Below are 16,527 nucleotides of genomic sequence, written 5' to 3' on the forward strand. Positions count from 1 at the left end.
AGGTTCATGGCCCCGATCATGCTGCGTCACCCGCGCGGCTGTCAACGGACAGTAGGGTGTTTCGTACAGCCCCTATGGACTGATCCGACAGCTCATTGGCGTGCCTTTTCCTGCTCTGCTTGTGCGATGGGCATGAAATTGTAGGTGGGGAAGAATTCCGTGGTGTAGACACCCCATGCGGTGTTTTCAATCGCCAGGTTGACTTCTGCCAGCCGCGATGCCGGCAGGCGCAGCACGACGACTTGCCCGATGCCCATGGTGATGTTCCAACTGACCACTTCCACCCCGGCAGGCGGGAATACTTTGTGAAACGCCTGCTTGGCCAGTTGTTCTTTCAACTCGCCCAGCGGGCGTGATTGATCGTGTTTAAGAAACACGGTCAACATGACGGCGTTGTCCGCCGTGGCAGCCGCGTTTTTTACCGGAGGGCTTGTTGACGTTTGTGCAGTCGCTACACCGGGTAACAGGGTTGCGGCCAGCAGTGCAGGTATTAAGAGTTTGCGCATGTTCATTGTCAGGTGCCTCGCTTGTTAGTCGATATTATCGCTAAACATTAATGTTTAATTAGTTCGACATGACTGTCTTCATGGGGCCGGTGTAGGGCGCGTGCACCACATAAATTCGAACGGGTGGGTTAGTGCTGACCATGTCGCGCGGCACTTCGCGAGAATAGGTGAATTCGCTGCTGTCGAGTTTTTCGAGCCTTCTGACAATGGTTCTGGTCGGGCCAACGTCAGGGACCAGGATATGGGTCTGCTTGTCGCCGGTGACGAGGAAATAACCGCCGCCGCCATCGGCGTATTTCGAGCGGCCTGTATCGGTGTAGAAGAACTCATAGCGATTGCGCTGCGGGTCCCACATCGATATACCGACCACGCCGGGGTAGTTGGCCTTGACGTCGGTGTCCGGCTCGCCTTCGATATAAACCTTGGTGGTCAGCCATTGGGGCGAGGAGGCCAGTGCGTGAATGTCAGGTTCAGATGCCGCTTGATTGGCGTAACTTTCGGACGAGAAAAGTAGGCCCGTGATTAACAAACCAGTAAAAACAACAGTGAGTCTTCGCATGTTCGAATCCTTGTTATTTAAATAGCATGTTGTTGTTTTTTTCGATTGAGGCGGCGTGATGTTAGTTCGGGGTTCTGGTGTGCTCAATGGCGATGTATGGTTGTGTAACAATTATAATGGCTTGGGGGTTTGAATTTTAATTGGCTATGAAAGTTATCTGGTTTTGCTGTAGGAGGTTTCTCTAAAAAGTACGAGGAACATTAAAATCAGCCGCTCAAGTCGATCTCGTGGAAGCTTCTTGGCAGCCATTCAAGAAGCCGGCGGCAACACCCTGGCACCCTTGGCTATGGCTGCCCCTGAGCGCCTGCACCGGTCAACCGTTCCTCAGCTAAGTCTTTGCTTATTCACGAGAATCCCGGACAATCCGGCCCCTTCTATGGTCGGGGCGCTGCCTGTCAGGTTTTTCTGACTCGTCCCGGCCGTGTAAATGCGGAGATCCGACCGGATGAATGATCAGGCCAATAGCGTCGACGAACGCTATGCAACGACACCTGCAACCCTCACAAGCTGGAGCCGCCAGGACACCACCTGGATGCTTGGCCTGTTCGGCACCGCCATTGGCGCCGGCACTTTGTTCCTGCCGATCAACGCCGGCCTGGGCGGCTTCTGGCCCTTGGTGATCCTGGCGGTGCTGGCGTTCCCGATGACGTTCTTTGCCCACCGTGGCCTGACCCGTTTCGTACTCTCCGGTCGTGCCGGTTCCGACATCACCGATGTGGTCGAAGAGCATTTCGGCATCAAGGCCGGTGCGTTGATCACGCTGCTGTACTTCTTCGCGATCTTCCCGATCCTGCTGATCTACAGCGTCGCCCTGACCAACACGGTCAGCAGCTTTATGGAGCACCAGTTGCACATCATGCCGCCGCCACGGGCGCTGCTGGCGTTTGTGCTGATCCTCGGCCTGCTGGCGGTGGTGCGTTGCGGTGAGCAGGTGATCGTCAAGGCCATGAGCATGATGGTGTACCCGTTTATCGTCGCCTTGCTGTTCCTTGCGGTGTACCTGATCCCGCATTGGAACGGTGGCATCCTCAGCACCGCGAGTGTGGTCCCCGCGCCTTCGGCCTTGCTCAATACCCTGTGGCTGGCGATTCCGGTGATGGTGTTCTCGTTCAACCACTCGCCGATCATCTCGGCGTTTGCGGTCGACCAGAAGCGCCAGTATGGCGAACACGCCGATGAACGCAGTTCGCAGATCCTGTCCCGCGCGCACCTGTTGATGGTGGTGATGGTGCTGTTCTTCGTGTTCAGCTGCGTGCTGACCCTGTCGCCGGCGCAGTTGGCTGAAGCGAAAGCGCAGAACCTGTCGATCCTGTCGTACCTGGCCAACCACTTCAACAACCCGACCATCGCGTTTGCCGCGCCGTTGATCGCGTTCGTGGCGATTGCCAAATCGTTCCTGGGCCACTACATCGGTGCCAGCGAAGGCCTCAAGGGCCTGGTGCTCAAAAGCGGTCGCCGCCCGGCCGCCAAGACCCTCGACCGCATGACCGCCGCCTTCATGCTGGTGGTGTGCTGGATCGTGGCCACCCTGAATCCGAGCATCCTCGGCATGATCGAGACCCTGGGCGGGCCGATCATTGCGTCGATCCTGTTCCTGATGCCGATGTACGCGATCCGCAAGGTGCCGGCCATGGCCAAGTACCGTGGGCAGGCGTCCAACGTGTTTGTTACCGCAGTGGGCCTGGTGGCAATTACTGCATTGATGTACTCGCTGCTGTCCTGACCCCGGGGCTCACGCCAGCAAGCCGATTCGCGCACTGCGCGAATCGGCTTTTTTTTGCCTGCGCAAAAGCTGACGCGGCTCAACCGCAGCCGTGCAATGAGGGCTAAGCTTACGCACGCTTTTTGCCAGGATGGGTTGGGCCGATTGAAGACTGAAACCGATGCACCCGTTGCCGTACCGTCGAACCGTATACAAGACGTGCTGGCCGGCTTATCCATTGCCGGTTTGCTGCTGCCGGAGGCCGTTGCCTATTCCAGTATTGCCGCGCTGCCGCCCCAGGCCGGGGTGATCGCGCTGTTTGCCGGGTTGGTGTGCTACGGCCTGTTCGGCACCAGCCGCTTTGCGATTGTCTCGGCCACCTCGTCGTCGGCAGCGGTGTTGGCGGCCGCCACGGCCAGCCTGGCGGGGGATGATCCGGCACTGAGGCTGTCCCTGGCCTTCGGGCTGGTGTTGCTGACCGGGGTGTTTTTCCTGTTGGCCGGCCTGTTCAAGCTTGGCGGCGTCACCTCGTTTATCGCCAAGCCGGTGTTACGTGGCTTCGCCTTCGGCCTGGCGCTGACCATCATCCTTAAACAATTGGCCAGTGTAGTGGGCGTGCACCTGACCGATAACAACCTGATCCGTTTTCTGCCGCAGTTGCTGGAGCAGCTACCGCGCTGGAACTGGCCTGCGGCACTGGTGGCGGCGCTGGCGTTGCTGGTGTTGTGGCTGTGCGCACGCTTCCCGCGCCTGCCCGGTGGCCTGGTGGTCGTGGTGCTCGGCATCGCTGCCGGGCAGTACCTGGACCTGCAGGCCTATGGCGTGGCGCAGATCGGCATGATCGACCTGCGCCTGGAGCTGGGGCATTTGCCGGTACTGCCGTTTGCCGACTGGCTGCGCCTCGGGGAATTGGCGTTTGCGCTGGTGATGATCCTGTATGCGGAGTCCTACGGCTCTATCAGTTCGTTCGCGCTCAAGCATGGCGACCGCGTGTCATCCAACCGTGACCTGCTGGCGCTGGGCGCGGCCAACCTGGTCTCCGGTCTGTTCCACGGCATGCCGGCCGGTGCCGGGTATTCGGCGACCTCGGCCAATGAGGCGGCCGGCGCCTATTCGCGCCTGGCGGGGATTGTCGCGGCGCTGGTGATATTGCTGATCGTGCTGACGGTGCTGCCCTACGTTGCGCTCACGCCGGAGCCGGTGCTGGCGGCGGTCGTCATCTATGCCCTGGGGCGAGGCCTGAGCTTGCAGCCGCTGGGGCGTTATTTCCTGTGGCGCCGCGATCGCGTGCTGGTGATCTGTGCGGTGACGGCGGTGCTGGTGCTGGGTGTGCTGGATGGTTTGCTGCTCGCGGTCGCGATCAGTGTGATGTTGATGCTGCGCCAGATGTCGTCAGCCGACATTCAAGTGCTGGGCCGCCTGGGTGGCAGCCATGACTTTGTCGACCGTCAGCACCATGTCGATGCCCTGGCCGTGCCGGGGGTATTGATCGTACGGCCCAGCGAAGCGCTGTTTTTTGCCAATGCCGAGCGCATTCTGGGCGCGGCCTTGCGCCTGATGCGTCAGTCGCCGGTCGAGGCGGTGGTGTTGAGCCTGGAGGAATCACCGGACCTCGACGGCACCAGCATCGAAGCGCTGGCGGCGTTTTTTGCCCAGGTACACGGGGAGGGCAAGCGCCTGGTGCTGGCCCGCGTGCGGCATGAGGCCCGTGAGGTGTTGCAGGGGTTGCCTGAAGCATTGGCGCCCCATGTGCTGCTCAGTGGCTTGAGCGTCGATGGCGCGGTGCAGCTGGCGCTTGAGGTGAGCAAAGCGTGACGCGTGGGGATTGCCCCCGATAGCGGTGGGTCAGTGACGGAGGGGCAACTGAGTGTGTTTGTATTCCAGGCATAAAAAAACGCCGCGTACCTTGCGATACGCGGCGTCTTTCACATCAACACACCGTTAAGCTTGAATGACCGGGATGTTGGCGCTTGCTGCGATTTTGCGGAACTCGGCGATCTGGTCGAAGTTCAGGTAGCGGTAGACGTCACTGGCCATGGTGTCCAGTTTCGCTGCGTAGCCCATGTACTCTTCGACGGTCGGCAGGCGACCCAGGGTGGAAGCGACGGCCGCCAGCTCAGCCGAAGCCAGATAGACGTTCGCGCCATCACCCAGACGGTTCGGGAAGTTACGGGTCGACGTCGATACCACGGTCGAGTTCGGCTCTACACGTGCCTGGTTACCCATGCACAGCGAGCAGCCCGGCATTTCCATGCGCGCGCCAGCCTTGCCGTAGATGCCGTAGTAGCCTTCTTCGGTCAGTTGGTGAGCGTCCATCTTGGTCGGCGGCGACAGCCACAGACGGGTTGGCAGCTGACCCTTGACCTGCTCCAGCAGCTTACCGGCAGCACGGAAGTGACCGATGTTGGTCATGCACGAACCGATGAACACTTCGTCGATCTTCTCGCCGGCAACGCTGGACAACAGACGGGCGTCGTCCGGGTCGTTCGGTGCGCAGAGGATCGGCTCGTTGATTTCGGCCAGGTCGATCTCGATGATTTCGGCGTATTCCGCGTCGGCATCGGCTTCCATCAGTTCCGGGTTGGCTACCCAGGCTTCCATCGCTTGGGCGCGACGTTCCAGGGTGCGTGCATCGCCGTAGCCTTCGCCGATCATCCAGCGCAGCAGGGTGATGTTGGAGTTCAGGTACTCGGTGACGGAATCTTTCGACAGCTTGATGGTGCAACCGGCAGCCGAACGTTCAGCCGAGGCGTCGGAGAGCTCGAAAGCCTGTTCCAGCGTCAGGTCGTTCAGGCCTTCGATTTCCAGGATGCGGCCGGAGAAGGCGTTTTTCTTGCCTTTCTTCTCTACGGTCAGCAGGCCAGCCTGGATCGCGTAGTAAGGAATGGCATGAACCAGGTCACGCAGGGTGATGCCAGGTTTCATTTTGCCTTTGAAGCGCACCAGGATCGATTCCGGCATGTCCAGCGGCATGACGCCGGTGGCTGCGGCGAACGCGACCAGACCGGATCCGGCCGGGAACGAGATGCCCATCGGGAAACGGGTGTGGGAGTCACCACCGGTGCCGACGGTATCCGGCAGCAGCATACGGTTCAGCCAGCTGTGGATGATGCCGTCGCCTGGACGCAGCGATACACCGCCACGGGTCATGATGAAGTCAGGCAGGGTGTGGTGGGTGGTCACGTCGATCGGCTTTGGATACGCCGCGGTGTGGCAGAAGGACTGCATCACCAGGTCGGTCGAGAAGCCCAGGCACGCCAGGTCTTTCAGTTCGTCACGGGTCATAGGACCGGTGGTGTCCTGGGAACCCACGGTGGTCATCTTCGGTTCGCAGTACGTACCTGGACGAACGCCTTTGCCTTCCGGCAGGCCGCACGCCTTGCCGACCATTTTCTGGGCCAGGGTGAAACCCTTGCCGGTGTCGACCGGTGCTTCTGGCAGCTTGAACAGGTCGGTAGGGCCCAGGCCCAGCTCGGCGCGAGCCTTGTCGGTCAGGCCACGGCCGATGATCAGCGGGATACGGCCACCGGCGCGAACTTCGTCCAACAGGACCGGGGTCTTCATTTCGAAGGTGGTCAGGACTTCGTCGGTGCCGTGTTTGCAGACTTTGCCAGCATGAGGGTACAGGTCGATCACGTCGCCCATGTTCATGTTGGTCACGTCGAATTCGATTGGCAGTGCGCCGGCATCTTCCATGGTGTTGTAGAAGATTGGAGCGATCTTGCTGCCGAAGCAGAAACCGCCGGCGCGCTTGTTCGGCACGTAAGGAACGTCGTCGCCGAAGAACCACAGTACCGAGTTGGTAGCGGATTTACGCGAAGAACCGGTACCGACCACGTCACCGACGTAGGCGATCGGGAAGCCTTGGCCGCGCATTTCTTCGATCTGCTTCATCGGGCCGGTCTTGCCTTGCTCGTCCGGCACGATGCCTTCACGTGCCATTTTCAGCATGGCCAGGGCGTGCAGCGGGATGTCAGGGCGGGACCAGGCGTCCGGGGCAGGGGACAGGTCGTCGGTGTTGGTTTCGCCGGTGACCTTGAACACGCGCAGGCTGATCTTGTCGGCCAGGGTCGGGCGGTTGCGGAACCACTCGCCGTCAGCCCAGGACTGGATCACGCCTTTGGCGTGCTCGTTGCCGTTGCGGGCTTTTTCGGCGACGTCGTGGAACGCGTCGAACATCAGCAGGGTGTGCTTGAGTTGGGCGGCCGCGACAGGCGCCAGCTCGGCGTCGTCCAGCAGCTCGACCAAAGTTACGATGTTATAGCCGCCCTGCATGGTGCCGAGCAGTTCAACAGCGCGTTTCTTGTCGATCAGGGGGGAAGTGGCTTCGCCCTTGGCCAGGGCAGACAGGAAACCGGCCTTGACGTAGGCAGCTTCGTCAACACCTGGTGGAATGCGGTTGGTGATCAGGTCAACGAGGAATTCTTCTTCGCCAGCCGGAGGATTCTTCAGCAGCTCGACCAGGCCTGCGGTTTGTTCGGCGTTAAGCGGCTGGGGAACGATACCCAGTGCTGCACGCTCTTCGATATGTTTGCGGTAGGCTTCAAGCACAGTTATTACCCTCATCAGTGGTCCCACGGGACGCTCATCCAGAAATGAACGGCACGCATGCGCTCGGGGGCTTTTTGGGCCGCAAAGCCAGCGCTGCCGGCATTCCTTACAGAAGCTGCTTTCAAAGTTTTACGCCTGCAGAACGGAACTGATGAGGGTTGGCGCTGGCTATTACCTACCGGGTGATAACCATCGCCAACACCGTTCTGAAGGAACGACTGTGCTCGTGACGCTTTGAAAACAGCTTCCAGCGGATTATTGGCGCCTTACAAGGCCGGATGATTCTACGGCAAAAAATTTCTAAAGGTAAGTTGCATCACCAAGTTTGCTGGGTGAACAACCTTAGACAAAGGGCTAACATGGCGCACTGTTTCGCTGATTTGCGTGTTGTTGCCCATGTCCAACCAAACCATCAAGACCCCCTGCGTCGGCCTGTGCTCCACGGTTTACGGCGATCTTGTATGCCGTGGCTGCAAGCGCTTCCACCACGAAGTGATCCAGTGGAATGGTTATAACGAAGAGGAAAAGCGCGCGGTCTGGCTGCGGCTGGAGCAACTGTTGGTGCAGGTGATGGCCTGCAAGCTCGAGATTTTCGACCCCAAGACCCTGCGCGGCCAACTGGAGCAGCGCAAGATCCGTTTCGTGCCGCACCAGTCCGAGTACTGCTGGGCGTACCAGCTGATTGCCCGCGGGGCGCGGGTGATCAATAACCTGGAAGCGTACGGCATGGTGCTGTTGCCGGAGTTTCGCGACTGGGCCTTGCCGGAACTGCGCGATGCCATCGACCGTGAGTTCTTTATCCTGTCCGAGGCGCATTACCAGCGCTATATCGCCCCGGCTTTCCTGAAAGATGCGCTCGCTGACTGAAAACACACATCCAAATGTGGAGGGGCAAGCCCACTCCCACATTGGAACTCGGTTGTCTGGGGGATCGGCGTCAGGCCTTGGTCGCCAGTTCTTCCAAGTGATCCATCAATGTCTGCGGCTTGAGCACCAGCACATCACTTTCCACCGCATCCAGTATCACCTCCGCCGTATTGCCGATCAGCGCCCCGGAAATTCCGGTGCGCGCCACGGTGCCGATAATGGTCACGGCCGCCTGCCATTTATGCGCCGCGAAGGGAATCAGCACATCTGCCGGGCCTTCCTCGATATGCAGGTGTGCGTCATCCACATCGAATTCCGACTGGAACGCCTTGCACTGCTCGCGATAGCGCGCCTCAATGGTTTCCTTGAGTTGAAACGTCGGGTCCGCCGCCGACAACATCGGCGATGGGTGGGCGCTGATCACGTGCAACTGCGCCTTCGCCAGGCTGGCGATATCAAAGCCGTGATCGATGATCGAATTATGCAGCGAGCGGTGCTCGACATCGGTATTGCCCACATCAATCGCCGCCAGAATCACTCTCTCCGCCCAAGGCGTGGACGTCTTGACCAGCAACACCGGCGTCGGGCAGAAGCGCAGCAGCTTCCAGTCCGCCGGTGTCAGCAGCGCTTTTTTCAGCGGGCTGTCGGGAAAGTGCTGCTTGATCACCAGCCCGCAGCCTTCAGCCTGCTGCACGTCGATAATGGTGTCATGCAGGCTTTCGTTCCACGCCTGCTCCGTGCTGACGCTGTAACCGTCCTCCTGCAAACCGGACTTGAGCAGGCTCAACAGCGCCGAGTGCTCGTGTTTCCGGTCGCAGACCAGCAAGTGCAGGTGCGCGCCGGTAACCCCAGCGATCAGCTTGGCGCGCTTGAGGGCCAGGCTTTCCGAATGCTCGGGCTCGATGACCACCAGGATGCTGCGAATGGCTTGCATGGTCGGATCTCCAAAAGGGTGGGCGTGGAACAACTATAGTTGCTGCCCGCCAGACGTCATGTTGATGCACATCAAGGCCGGTGGCTGGTGGTCTGCGGCGCGGTCGGTATAATCGGCGGCCTTTTGTGATCCTTTGCCCGTGAGCCCGATGAACCTGCCCGAAATCCACGAATTCCTCGGTTGCCCCACCCCCGATGCCTGGGTGCAGGCCGCATTGGCCGACCAGGACACCCTGCTGATCGACCACAAGAACTGCGAATTCAAAGCAGCCAGCACCGCCCTGAGCCTGATCGCCAAGTACCACGGCCACGTTGACCTGATCAATATGATGTCGCGCCTGGCCCGGGAAGAACTGGTGCACCACGAGCAGGTCATGCGCCTGATGAAAAAACGCAAAGTCGAACTGCGCCAGCTGCATGCCGGGCGTTATGCCTCGGGTTTGCGCAAGGTGGTACGCAGCCACGAGCCGGTCAAGCTGGTGGACACCCTGGTGGTCGGCGCGTTTATCGAAGCACGCAGTTGCGAGCGTTTCGAAGCACTGGTGCCGCATTTGGACGAAGAACTCGGCAAGTTTTATTTCGGCCTGCTGAAAAGCGAGGCGCGGCACTTCCAGGGTTACCTGAAGCTGGCCTACCAGTATGGCGACGCCAAGGACATCGCCCAGGTGATCGAGCGGGTGAGGGCGGCGGAGCAGGAGCTGATCGAATCACCCGACATCGAGTTCCGCTTTCACAGTGGCGTGCCAGCCTGAAGCCACGGCCACGCCGATCAATGCGGTGATCCCGACCAGTAGCAGGATCACCGTTTGCGTGCCCAAGGGCGCAGCCAGCAGCGCAATCACCAGGCCGGCCAGCGGCTGGGGCAGGTTGTTGAGCAAGGTGATCACGCCCACGGTCTTGCCGAAGTCCTGCACCGGAATGACCCGCTGACGGGTGCTGCGCAGGTAGACGTTGAACATCTTGTCGAAGCCAGTGACCAGCAGGAAACCCAGGGTGTACGCCCACAGGTTGGGGCTGATCGCCATGATCAGCGCGCCGGCGCCGATCATCGAATAAGACAGCCCGCCCAGCACTTTCAAGGGCAAGGTGGCGCGCGCCAGGTAAAACAGAATCGCGATGGTCACCCCCGCGCCGGCCGCCTGGAGCAGGGCATAGGTGTCCTTGTCGGCGGCGTACAGGCCGGTGACCATGGCGGCGGAGGTGGCCAGCGTCACGCCGATGATCAGGTTCACGCCGACCGCCAGGGTAATGATCCGCTTCAGCTCCACCAGGTTACGGATATGCCCGAAGGCGATGCGCAGCGGTTGCAGCCAGATATCCCGGTGCTGCTGATGGGTTTCCAGGCTCGCCGTGGTTTTACGCTGCCAGGCCAGCATCGCCAGGTCCGCCAGCACAAACAACCCCGCAACCCCCAGCACCACCCAATGCCAGGCCCACACCTCCAGCATCAGCGCGGCCACCAGCGGCCCGAGCACCAGGCCACTCTGGTCGGCGATCTGCGAGTAGGAGAGGGTCTTGGCATAGCTGTACTGCTGGAAGACATACGGCATCAACACTTCGCGGGCCATGATGCCCTGGGTCGTCAGCACCCCGCACAACGCCGACAGCAGCACCAGCCAGTAGATACCGTCGAACATCCCATACAAGGCCACCGCCGCCACACAGGCCAACGCCCGGTAAACCTGGCTGATATGCAGGATGCGCACCGGCGAATACTTGTCGCACAACGCCCCGCACACCGGGAACGCCAGATAGCGCGGCAGTGACTCAACGAAAAACGCCAGCCCCGCCCAGGACACGCTGTGGGTGGTCTGGAACACAATCAGCGGCACGATAAACAACAGAATCTGGTCCGCCAGCCGCGACAGAAACAGTGAAACGAAGAACGCCAGGTAATCCTTGCGCATACAACTCCCTGTGAATGGCGTTAAAGATTGCAGGCTATTTGTTAAAAACTCTTAAAAGCATGAAGCTTCGTCGGCGCCAACTGGCCAGTTGCTTTAGTTGCCCAGCTTGCCACCTATAATGCCCGCTCTTCAATCCGCGTCTGCACACTGAGAACTTATGGAAAACCTGGGTCTGGGCAAGGTCCTGCTCGTTGAGGACGACGAGAAGCTGGCAGGGCTGATCGCGCATTTTCTGTCACAGCATGGTTTTGAGGTGCGCGTGTTGCACCGCGGCGATGAAGCGTTCGCGGCGTTCCTGGCGTTCAAACCGAAGATCGTCGTGCTCGACCTGATGCTGCCGGGTCAGAGCGGCTTGCACGTGTGCCGCGAGATTCGCAACGTGTCCGACACGCCGATTGTGATTCTCACCGCCAAGGAAGACGACCTCGACCACATCCTCGGCCTGGAGTCCGGTGCCGACGACTATGTGATCAAGCCGATCAAGCCGCCGGTACTCCTGGCCCGCCTGCGCGCCCTGCAACGTCGCCAGGCGCCGGAGCCGACGGTGCGCGGCGCCCTCGTGTTCGGCCGCTTGGCGATTGACCGCAGTTGCCGGGTGGTCAGCCTGGGGGACGAGCAGATCGACCTCACCACCATGGAGTTCGAACTGCTGTGGTTGCTGGCCAGCAGCGCGGGCAAGATTCTTTCCCGCGACGACATCCTCAACCGCATGCGCGGCATCGCCTTCGATGGCCTTAACCGCAGCGTCGACGTGTACATCAGCAAGCTGCGCGGCAAGCTCAATGACAACCCCCGTGAGCCGGTGTGCATCAAGACCATCTGGGGCAAGGGTTATCTATTCAATCCGTTTGCGTGGGAGGTCTAGATGCTGCGCCTGTTTCTGCGCCTGTATGTGATTCTGGCGATCGGCCTTGCAGGAGCGATCTGGCTGGTCAACTACACCTTCGACGAGCTGCTCCCCGAAGCCAACGAGACCTATAACCGCGAAGCCCTGCGTGGCCCGGCGTATGGGCTGGTGGAGCAATTGCGTCCGCTGCGTGGGGATGAGCGCCAGGCCCGGCTGGCCGAGTTGCAGCCTCATTATGGGTTGCTGCTGAAGCTGGTGCAGAAGGAAACCCAGGCCCTCACCGAGCGCGAACGAAAGCTCCTGGACCAGGGCCTGCTGGTAGTGCGCGGCGACTTCATGGAGTTTCTCACGGCCATCGACGATGGCTCGCAACTGCTGGAAATCAAGCTGCCGGAAGAGCCCAAGTGGTTATACCTGTGGGCCTATGGTTTTCTCGGGCTGTGCCTGGCCATCGTCCTGTATTTCTGGGTGCGCCCGCATTGGCGCGACCTGGAACATATCCGCCTGGCCGCGCAACGTTTTGGCGACAACGACCTCGGCTCGCGCATCCTGCTGCAGCGCAGCTCCACCGTGCGTGCGCTGGCCGGGCACTTCAACCAGATGGCCGAGCGCATCGAAAGCCTGATCGCCAACCAGCGCGAACTCACCAATGCCGTGTCCCACGAGCTGCGTACACCGATTGCACGGTTATCGTTCGAGCTCGACCAGCTCAAGCAACAGGCCGATCCGCACGAGCGGGGCGCATTGATCGCCGATATGTACGCCGACCTCGGCGAGCTGGAGGAGATGGTGTCCGAACTGCTCACCTACGCCAGTCTGGAGCGCGGCGCCACCCAGGTCACCCGCGAGCGCATCGAGGCTCACAGCTGGCTCGACAGCGTGATCGGCAGCGTCGCGCTGGAGGCGGAGGCGGCTGGTATCCAGCTGACGCTGCGTAGCTGCGAGGTCGACGTTATCCAGATCGAACCGCGCTTTATGGCCCGCGCCGTGATCAACCTGCTGCGCAATGCCATCCGTTATGCCGAGCGTCGGGTCGAGGTGTCGCTGTTCAAGTTCGGCGAGGGCTACGAAGTGCGCGTGTGTGACGACGGCCCCGGCGTGCCCGAGGAAGGCCGGGCGAGGATCTTCCAGCCCTTCATACGCCTGGATGCCAGCCGCGATCGCCGCACCGGCGGCTTCGGCCTCGGCCTGGCGCTGGTGCAGCGGGTGTCGCAGTGGCATGGCGGGCAAGTGCAGGTGTTGGATTCGGAGTGGGGCGGGGCGTCGTTTCGCATGACGTGGGCGTATGCCGAATAGGTATCCGGAGAACAGTGGGAGGCAAATGTGGGAGGGAGCCATCCCCCTCCCACATTTGCTGACGGGCTTACCCGGTCAAAAGGTGTATTCCAACACCCCCATCAACGAGGTCTGCAAGCGCCGCTCCACAATCGGGCTCTTGCCCGCGTCATCCGCCAGGTATTGCACATCCAGCAGGGTCGAGAACTGGGTGTGCTCGCTGATCGGCAGGCTCCACACCAGGTTCATGCCATTGCTGATATTGCCCGCACCGGCCTTGTAGGCCTTGAAGCGACTTTGCGCGGCCTGGCCGGTGGTCACGCCGTACCAGGTCTGCAGGTAATTGCGGTCACCAAAGTGACTGTTGAGGCTGGCATCGACCGATCCGTAGCGGCCGTCGTAGAGCGTGGTGCCCAGGCTCAGCTCCAGGTGGGTGAACGCCTTGCCGCTGTCCTTGTGGTCATCTTCCTTGAGTGCGTGCTCCAGGGTTGCGCCGACAATCACACCCCCCAGGTTATAGCCGGCACTCACCCCCACTTGCGGGCGGGCCTTGATCTCGCCCATGCCCTTGAGCCGCTTCGAGCCGGCGTGCAGGCTTTGATTCTTGTCCTTGCGTGAATGGCTGGCACCGATATAGGTGCTGAAGCTCAAGGCGTTGCCTTCATAGCCCCAGCCCAGGCCTTTGTCGGTGTCGAGGAAGATCCCCCAGGGGCTGACGACTTTGCCGCCCAGCACCGGCGCGGTCATGCGTTCATCGCTGCCGCTGTAGCGGGGCACGTTGGCCATGCCGGCCTTGAGGCTGTATTGCCAGTCTTCGGCAATTGCGCGGTCGGCAGCGGCCAGCAGGCAGAGTGAGGAGAGCGACAGGTACAGGGGGGTTGAGCACATAAAGGGTTCCATATGGGGTTAGAAGGCCAAGGGTTTATGAGGGGATTGCGTGCGTTTGAAGGCGTAGCCCGAAGCGCTGAGACCGTTGACCTGGCGGCTCACCGTATCGCCCAGGCCGTAGCCGTTGCCGGCGAGGACGGCATGGGCGTTGTCGATGGGCAGCAGGATGTAATCGGTCAGCGGCTCGTCGTGCAGTTGGCCGCGGATCACCAGGAAGCCATCTTCCAGGCGCACGCTGATGCCGCTTAATGGGGCGTCCGGCTCATGGGTGTTGAGCACTTGATAGGTGCCGACGGTGTCGGCCCAGGCCGAGGGCAAGGGCGGCGGCTCGATGCGCTCACCGATAGCCATGCGCTGGCCGTGGCTGCGGGCGGTGAGCATCTGACGGCCTTGCACGGTGATCACGTCCAGTTGCACGCGGCCCAGTTCGCCGAGGTCCTTGAGCCAGAAGCCGAGGAATTTTTTCTGCGCCCGCAACCCGCCGTCATCGTCGCGCAACAACTCGAAGTTGAAACCAGCCAACTCGCCCGCCAACCGATTCTCGTCATCCTTGATCCGGAACACGCCCCAGGCGGTCGCGTAGAACCCGGCCAGGCGCTTGCGGTCGATGGCGGCCGGCACGTGGCGCAGTTTCAGGCCATGGCTGGGGGCCTGGCAGTCATCGGCGCAGACCGCGTCGCCGGTTTGCGCCTGGAGCATCAGGCGCAGGGTGTCGGTGGCCAGGCGGGCAACCAGGTCTTCGGCGTTGCTGTCATTGGCCATGATGATCACGGCCAGTTGCTGGTCGGGCAGCAGGCTCAACTGCGCGGCAAAATCATCGCCGCCACCGCTGTGCTGGTAGGTACGTACACCGGGAGCGACGGGCTCGTCACCGCACGGCGCGAGGAACCAGCCCAGGCCCATCTGGCAATCGAAGTCCAACGCATTGCCGGTGTTTTGCTGGGTGAACATCGCGTCAATCGAAGCGCTGCCCAGCACGCGGTTGCCTTTGTAGACGCCTTGGGCGAAGAGCATTTGCACGTAATGCCCGAGGTCTTTGGGGCTGGCCCACAGGCCCGCAGCGGCGAGGTCGCGCACCTGGGCATCGGTGCTGGCAACGCCGTCCGCATAGCCCAGGGCGCGGAATGCCTGCAGGTTAGCGGTGCCGACAAAACTCGACTGGTTCATTTCCAGCGGCTTGAGCAGGCTGTTCTGCAACTGGGCTTCAAAGCGCTTGCCGCTGCTGCGCTCGATGGCCGCGCCCACCAGGGCATAACCGAGGTTGGAATACGCCACCTGCGAACCTGGCGGGCTGCTCAGCCAAACCCCCGACACGCGCATCGGCATCTGCCCCATGGCGTAGGTGCTGCGCAGATCGCGCAGGTGTTCGCTGGGCAGGCCGGACTGGTGGCTGAGTAAACGACGCAGGGTGATAGCGCGGTCGGCGGCGGCCTGATCGTCATGAAAGCGCGAGCGCACGTAAAACTCGCGCAGGGTGTGCTGGATCGGCGCGTCCAGTGCCAGCCGTTGTTGTTCCACCAGTTGCAACGCGGCCGTGGCGGTGAGCAGCGTGGAAATGCCACCGGCACGGAACGCCGTGTTGGGCGTGACCGGCACACCACGGGCCTTGTCGGCTAGGCCGAAGCCGTGGGCCCAGATCAGCTCCTGGCCATTGACCAGGGCAATCGACAGGCCGGCTACCTGCTCTTGGGCGATTGCCCGGGGAATGCGGGCTTGCAGGTAACGGATGATCGCGCCGTAGTCACCCTTTTGAATGGGCGGTGGCGCCGGCGGCTGTCCATGGCAACCGAGCGCGCCCAGCAGGCAACCCAGCAGCGGAATACCGCGCAATCTGCGAAACATGAGGAGCACCCGAATGGCTGTTTGGATGCTCGAATGCTAGGGAAGGGCTGTCCAACAATCTTTGCGAGCTTTGTCGGGAAACTGTCAAAGACTGTTAACGGCTGAGCCCATGGCGTTCATGCCACTGCGCGATGGATTCTTCGGGGTATTCATCAAACTGCAGGTCGCCCTTGCGCACGCTGACTTCGACCCACGGCGCCTTCGAGCCCAGCATCAGGTGCGTATGCGCCGGTGGCACTGGCAACGGCGTGTCGATGGCCGAGGCAAACGGGTGGATCAGTTCCGGCCACTCCGGGCTGAACAGCCATAGCGCACTCCCGCACTGCGAACAGAAATGCCGCTCGGCGCTACTCGCATGCGCACGGCTGGCGCCCTCCGGCTTGAGCCGGGCGTGGTAGATCGAAATCTGTTTGCGCCCACGCACCTGCAAGCTGTTGGCATCCCCGGCCAGGTTGATCGCATAACCGCCACCGCCTTGGGTCTTGCGGCAGATCGAGCAATAGCAACGCTGGTAAGGGTACGGGTGGGCGCTGGTGAGGCTGAACGTCACGGCGCCGCAGTGGCAGGATCCCTCAAGTTGCATCGGGGCTGACTCCTCTTGGGTTTATGTAACAACGCTTTGCTAATACCTTAGCCTCAGGCAAGATTCC

14 protein-coding genes are annotated in these 16,527 nt (G+C 61.2%); 6 read left to right on the forward strand and 8 right to left on the reverse strand.

The window, feature by feature from the left end; genetic code table 11:
- Nucleotides 1–92: 92 nt before the first annotated feature.
- Together ACHPFG_RS14045 and ACHPFG_RS14050 are read right to left on the reverse strand one after the other, a co-directional pair.
- A complete protein-coding gene (locus ACHPFG_RS14045; RefSeq protein WP_431703131.1) occupies nt 93–512 on the reverse strand; it encodes a hypothetical protein in 420 nt (139 codons plus the stop codon).
- 52 nt (nt 513–564) lie between these two features.
- Entirely contained in the window at nt 565–1,065 is a 501-nt protein-coding gene (locus ACHPFG_RS14050) for a DUF4822 domain-containing protein (protein WP_431703132.1), read from the reverse strand.
- Nucleotides 1,066–1,510: 445 nt separating this feature from the next.
- Here ACHPFG_RS14050 and ACHPFG_RS14055 point away from each other — a divergent pair, with 445 nt between their 5' ends.
- Both ACHPFG_RS14055 and ACHPFG_RS14060 read left to right on the forward strand, forming a co-directional pair.
- Entirely contained in the window at nt 1,511–2,788 is a 1,278-nt protein-coding gene (locus ACHPFG_RS14055; RefSeq protein ID WP_431703133.1) for a serine/threonine transporter, read from the forward strand.
- Nucleotides 2,789–2,932: 144 nt separating this feature from the next.
- The gene (locus ACHPFG_RS14060) at nt 2,933–4,582 is read left to right on the forward strand and encodes a SulP family inorganic anion transporter (protein WP_431703134.1); all 1,650 of its coding nucleotides are present in this window, start codon (nt 2,933–2,935) and stop codon (nt 4,580–4,582) included.
- Nucleotides 4,583–4,708: 126 nt separating this feature from the next.
- Here the strand turns inward: ACHPFG_RS14060 and acnB are convergent, their stop codons facing one another.
- Nucleotides 4,709–7,318 (reverse strand): bifunctional aconitate hydratase 2/2-methylisocitrate dehydratase, encoded by a 2,610-nt coding sequence (gene acnB / locus ACHPFG_RS14065; RefSeq protein ID WP_131696636.1) that lies wholly within the window; start codon nt 7,316–7,318, stop codon nt 4,709–4,711.
- Nucleotides 7,319–7,714: 396 nt separating this feature from the next.
- On the opposite strand from acnB, the gene ACHPFG_RS14070 reads away from it, so the two are divergent.
- The gene (locus ACHPFG_RS14070; RefSeq protein WP_431703135.1) at nt 7,715–8,185 is read left to right on the forward strand and encodes a DUF1289 domain-containing protein; all 471 of its coding nucleotides are present in this window, start codon (nt 7,715–7,717) and stop codon (nt 8,183–8,185) included.
- 70 nt (nt 8,186–8,255) lie between these two features.
- Here ACHPFG_RS14070 and ACHPFG_RS14075 read toward each other — a convergent pair whose 3' ends face one another.
- Nucleotides 8,256–9,119, reverse strand: a complete 864-nt coding sequence (locus ACHPFG_RS14075) for a universal stress protein (protein WP_431703136.1) — start codon at nt 9,117–9,119, stop codon at nt 8,256–8,258.
- A gap of 148 nt (nt 9,120–9,267) precedes the next feature.
- Here ACHPFG_RS14075 and ACHPFG_RS14080 point away from each other — a divergent pair, with 148 nt between their 5' ends.
- On the forward strand, nt 9,268–9,870 hold the full coding sequence (locus tag ACHPFG_RS14080) for a tRNA-(ms[2]io[6]A)-hydroxylase (RefSeq protein WP_090403510.1): 603 nt from the start codon (nt 9,268–9,270) through the stop codon (nt 9,868–9,870).
- On the opposite strand, the gene ACHPFG_RS14085 is transcribed toward ACHPFG_RS14080, so the two are convergent.
- Entirely contained in the window at nt 9,826–11,025 is a 1,200-nt protein-coding gene (locus tag ACHPFG_RS14085; RefSeq protein ID WP_431703137.1) for an MFS transporter, read from the reverse strand. The two genes, ACHPFG_RS14080 and ACHPFG_RS14085, sit on opposite strands and share 45 nt — an antisense overlap.
- A 157-nt stretch (nt 11,026–11,182) precedes the next feature.
- Between ACHPFG_RS14085 and ACHPFG_RS14090 the strand changes: the two genes are divergently transcribed.
- Together ACHPFG_RS14090 and ACHPFG_RS14095 are read left to right on the forward strand one after the other, a co-directional pair.
- Nucleotides 11,183–11,890, forward strand: coding sequence for a winged helix-turn-helix domain-containing protein (locus tag ACHPFG_RS14090; RefSeq protein WP_431703138.1), 708 nt, complete (start codon nt 11,183–11,185; stop codon nt 11,888–11,890).
- Entirely contained in the window at nt 11,891–13,168 is a 1,278-nt protein-coding gene (locus ACHPFG_RS14095; RefSeq protein WP_431703139.1) for an ATP-binding protein, read from the forward strand.
- 75 nt (nt 13,169–13,243) lie between these two features.
- Here the strand turns inward: ACHPFG_RS14095 and ACHPFG_RS14100 are convergent, their stop codons facing one another.
- The 3 genes from ACHPFG_RS14100 to ACHPFG_RS14110 all read right to left on the reverse strand — a co-directional run bounded on the left by ACHPFG_RS14100 (nt 13,244) and on the right by ACHPFG_RS14110 (nt 16,460).
- A complete protein-coding gene (locus ACHPFG_RS14100) occupies nt 13,244–14,035 on the reverse strand; it encodes a MipA/OmpV family protein (RefSeq protein ID WP_431703140.1) in 792 nt (263 codons plus the stop codon).
- 18 nt (nt 14,036–14,053) lie between these two features.
- Complete coding sequence (locus tag ACHPFG_RS14105) at nt 14,054–15,877, reverse strand: serine hydrolase domain-containing protein (protein WP_431703141.1); 1,824 nt, start codon at nt 15,875–15,877, stop codon at nt 14,054–14,056.
- Between the two features lie 94 nt (nt 15,878–15,971).
- Nucleotides 15,972–16,460 (reverse strand): GFA family protein, encoded by a 489-nt coding sequence (locus tag ACHPFG_RS14110; RefSeq protein WP_065928012.1) that lies wholly within the window; start codon nt 16,458–16,460, stop codon nt 15,972–15,974.
- Nucleotides 16,461–16,527: the final 67 nt, after the last annotated feature.

Source organism: Pseudomonas sp. BR20 (assembly GCF_050780135.1).
Taxonomy (GTDB): Bacteria; Pseudomonadota; Gammaproteobacteria; order Pseudomonadales; family Pseudomonadaceae; genus Aquipseudomonas.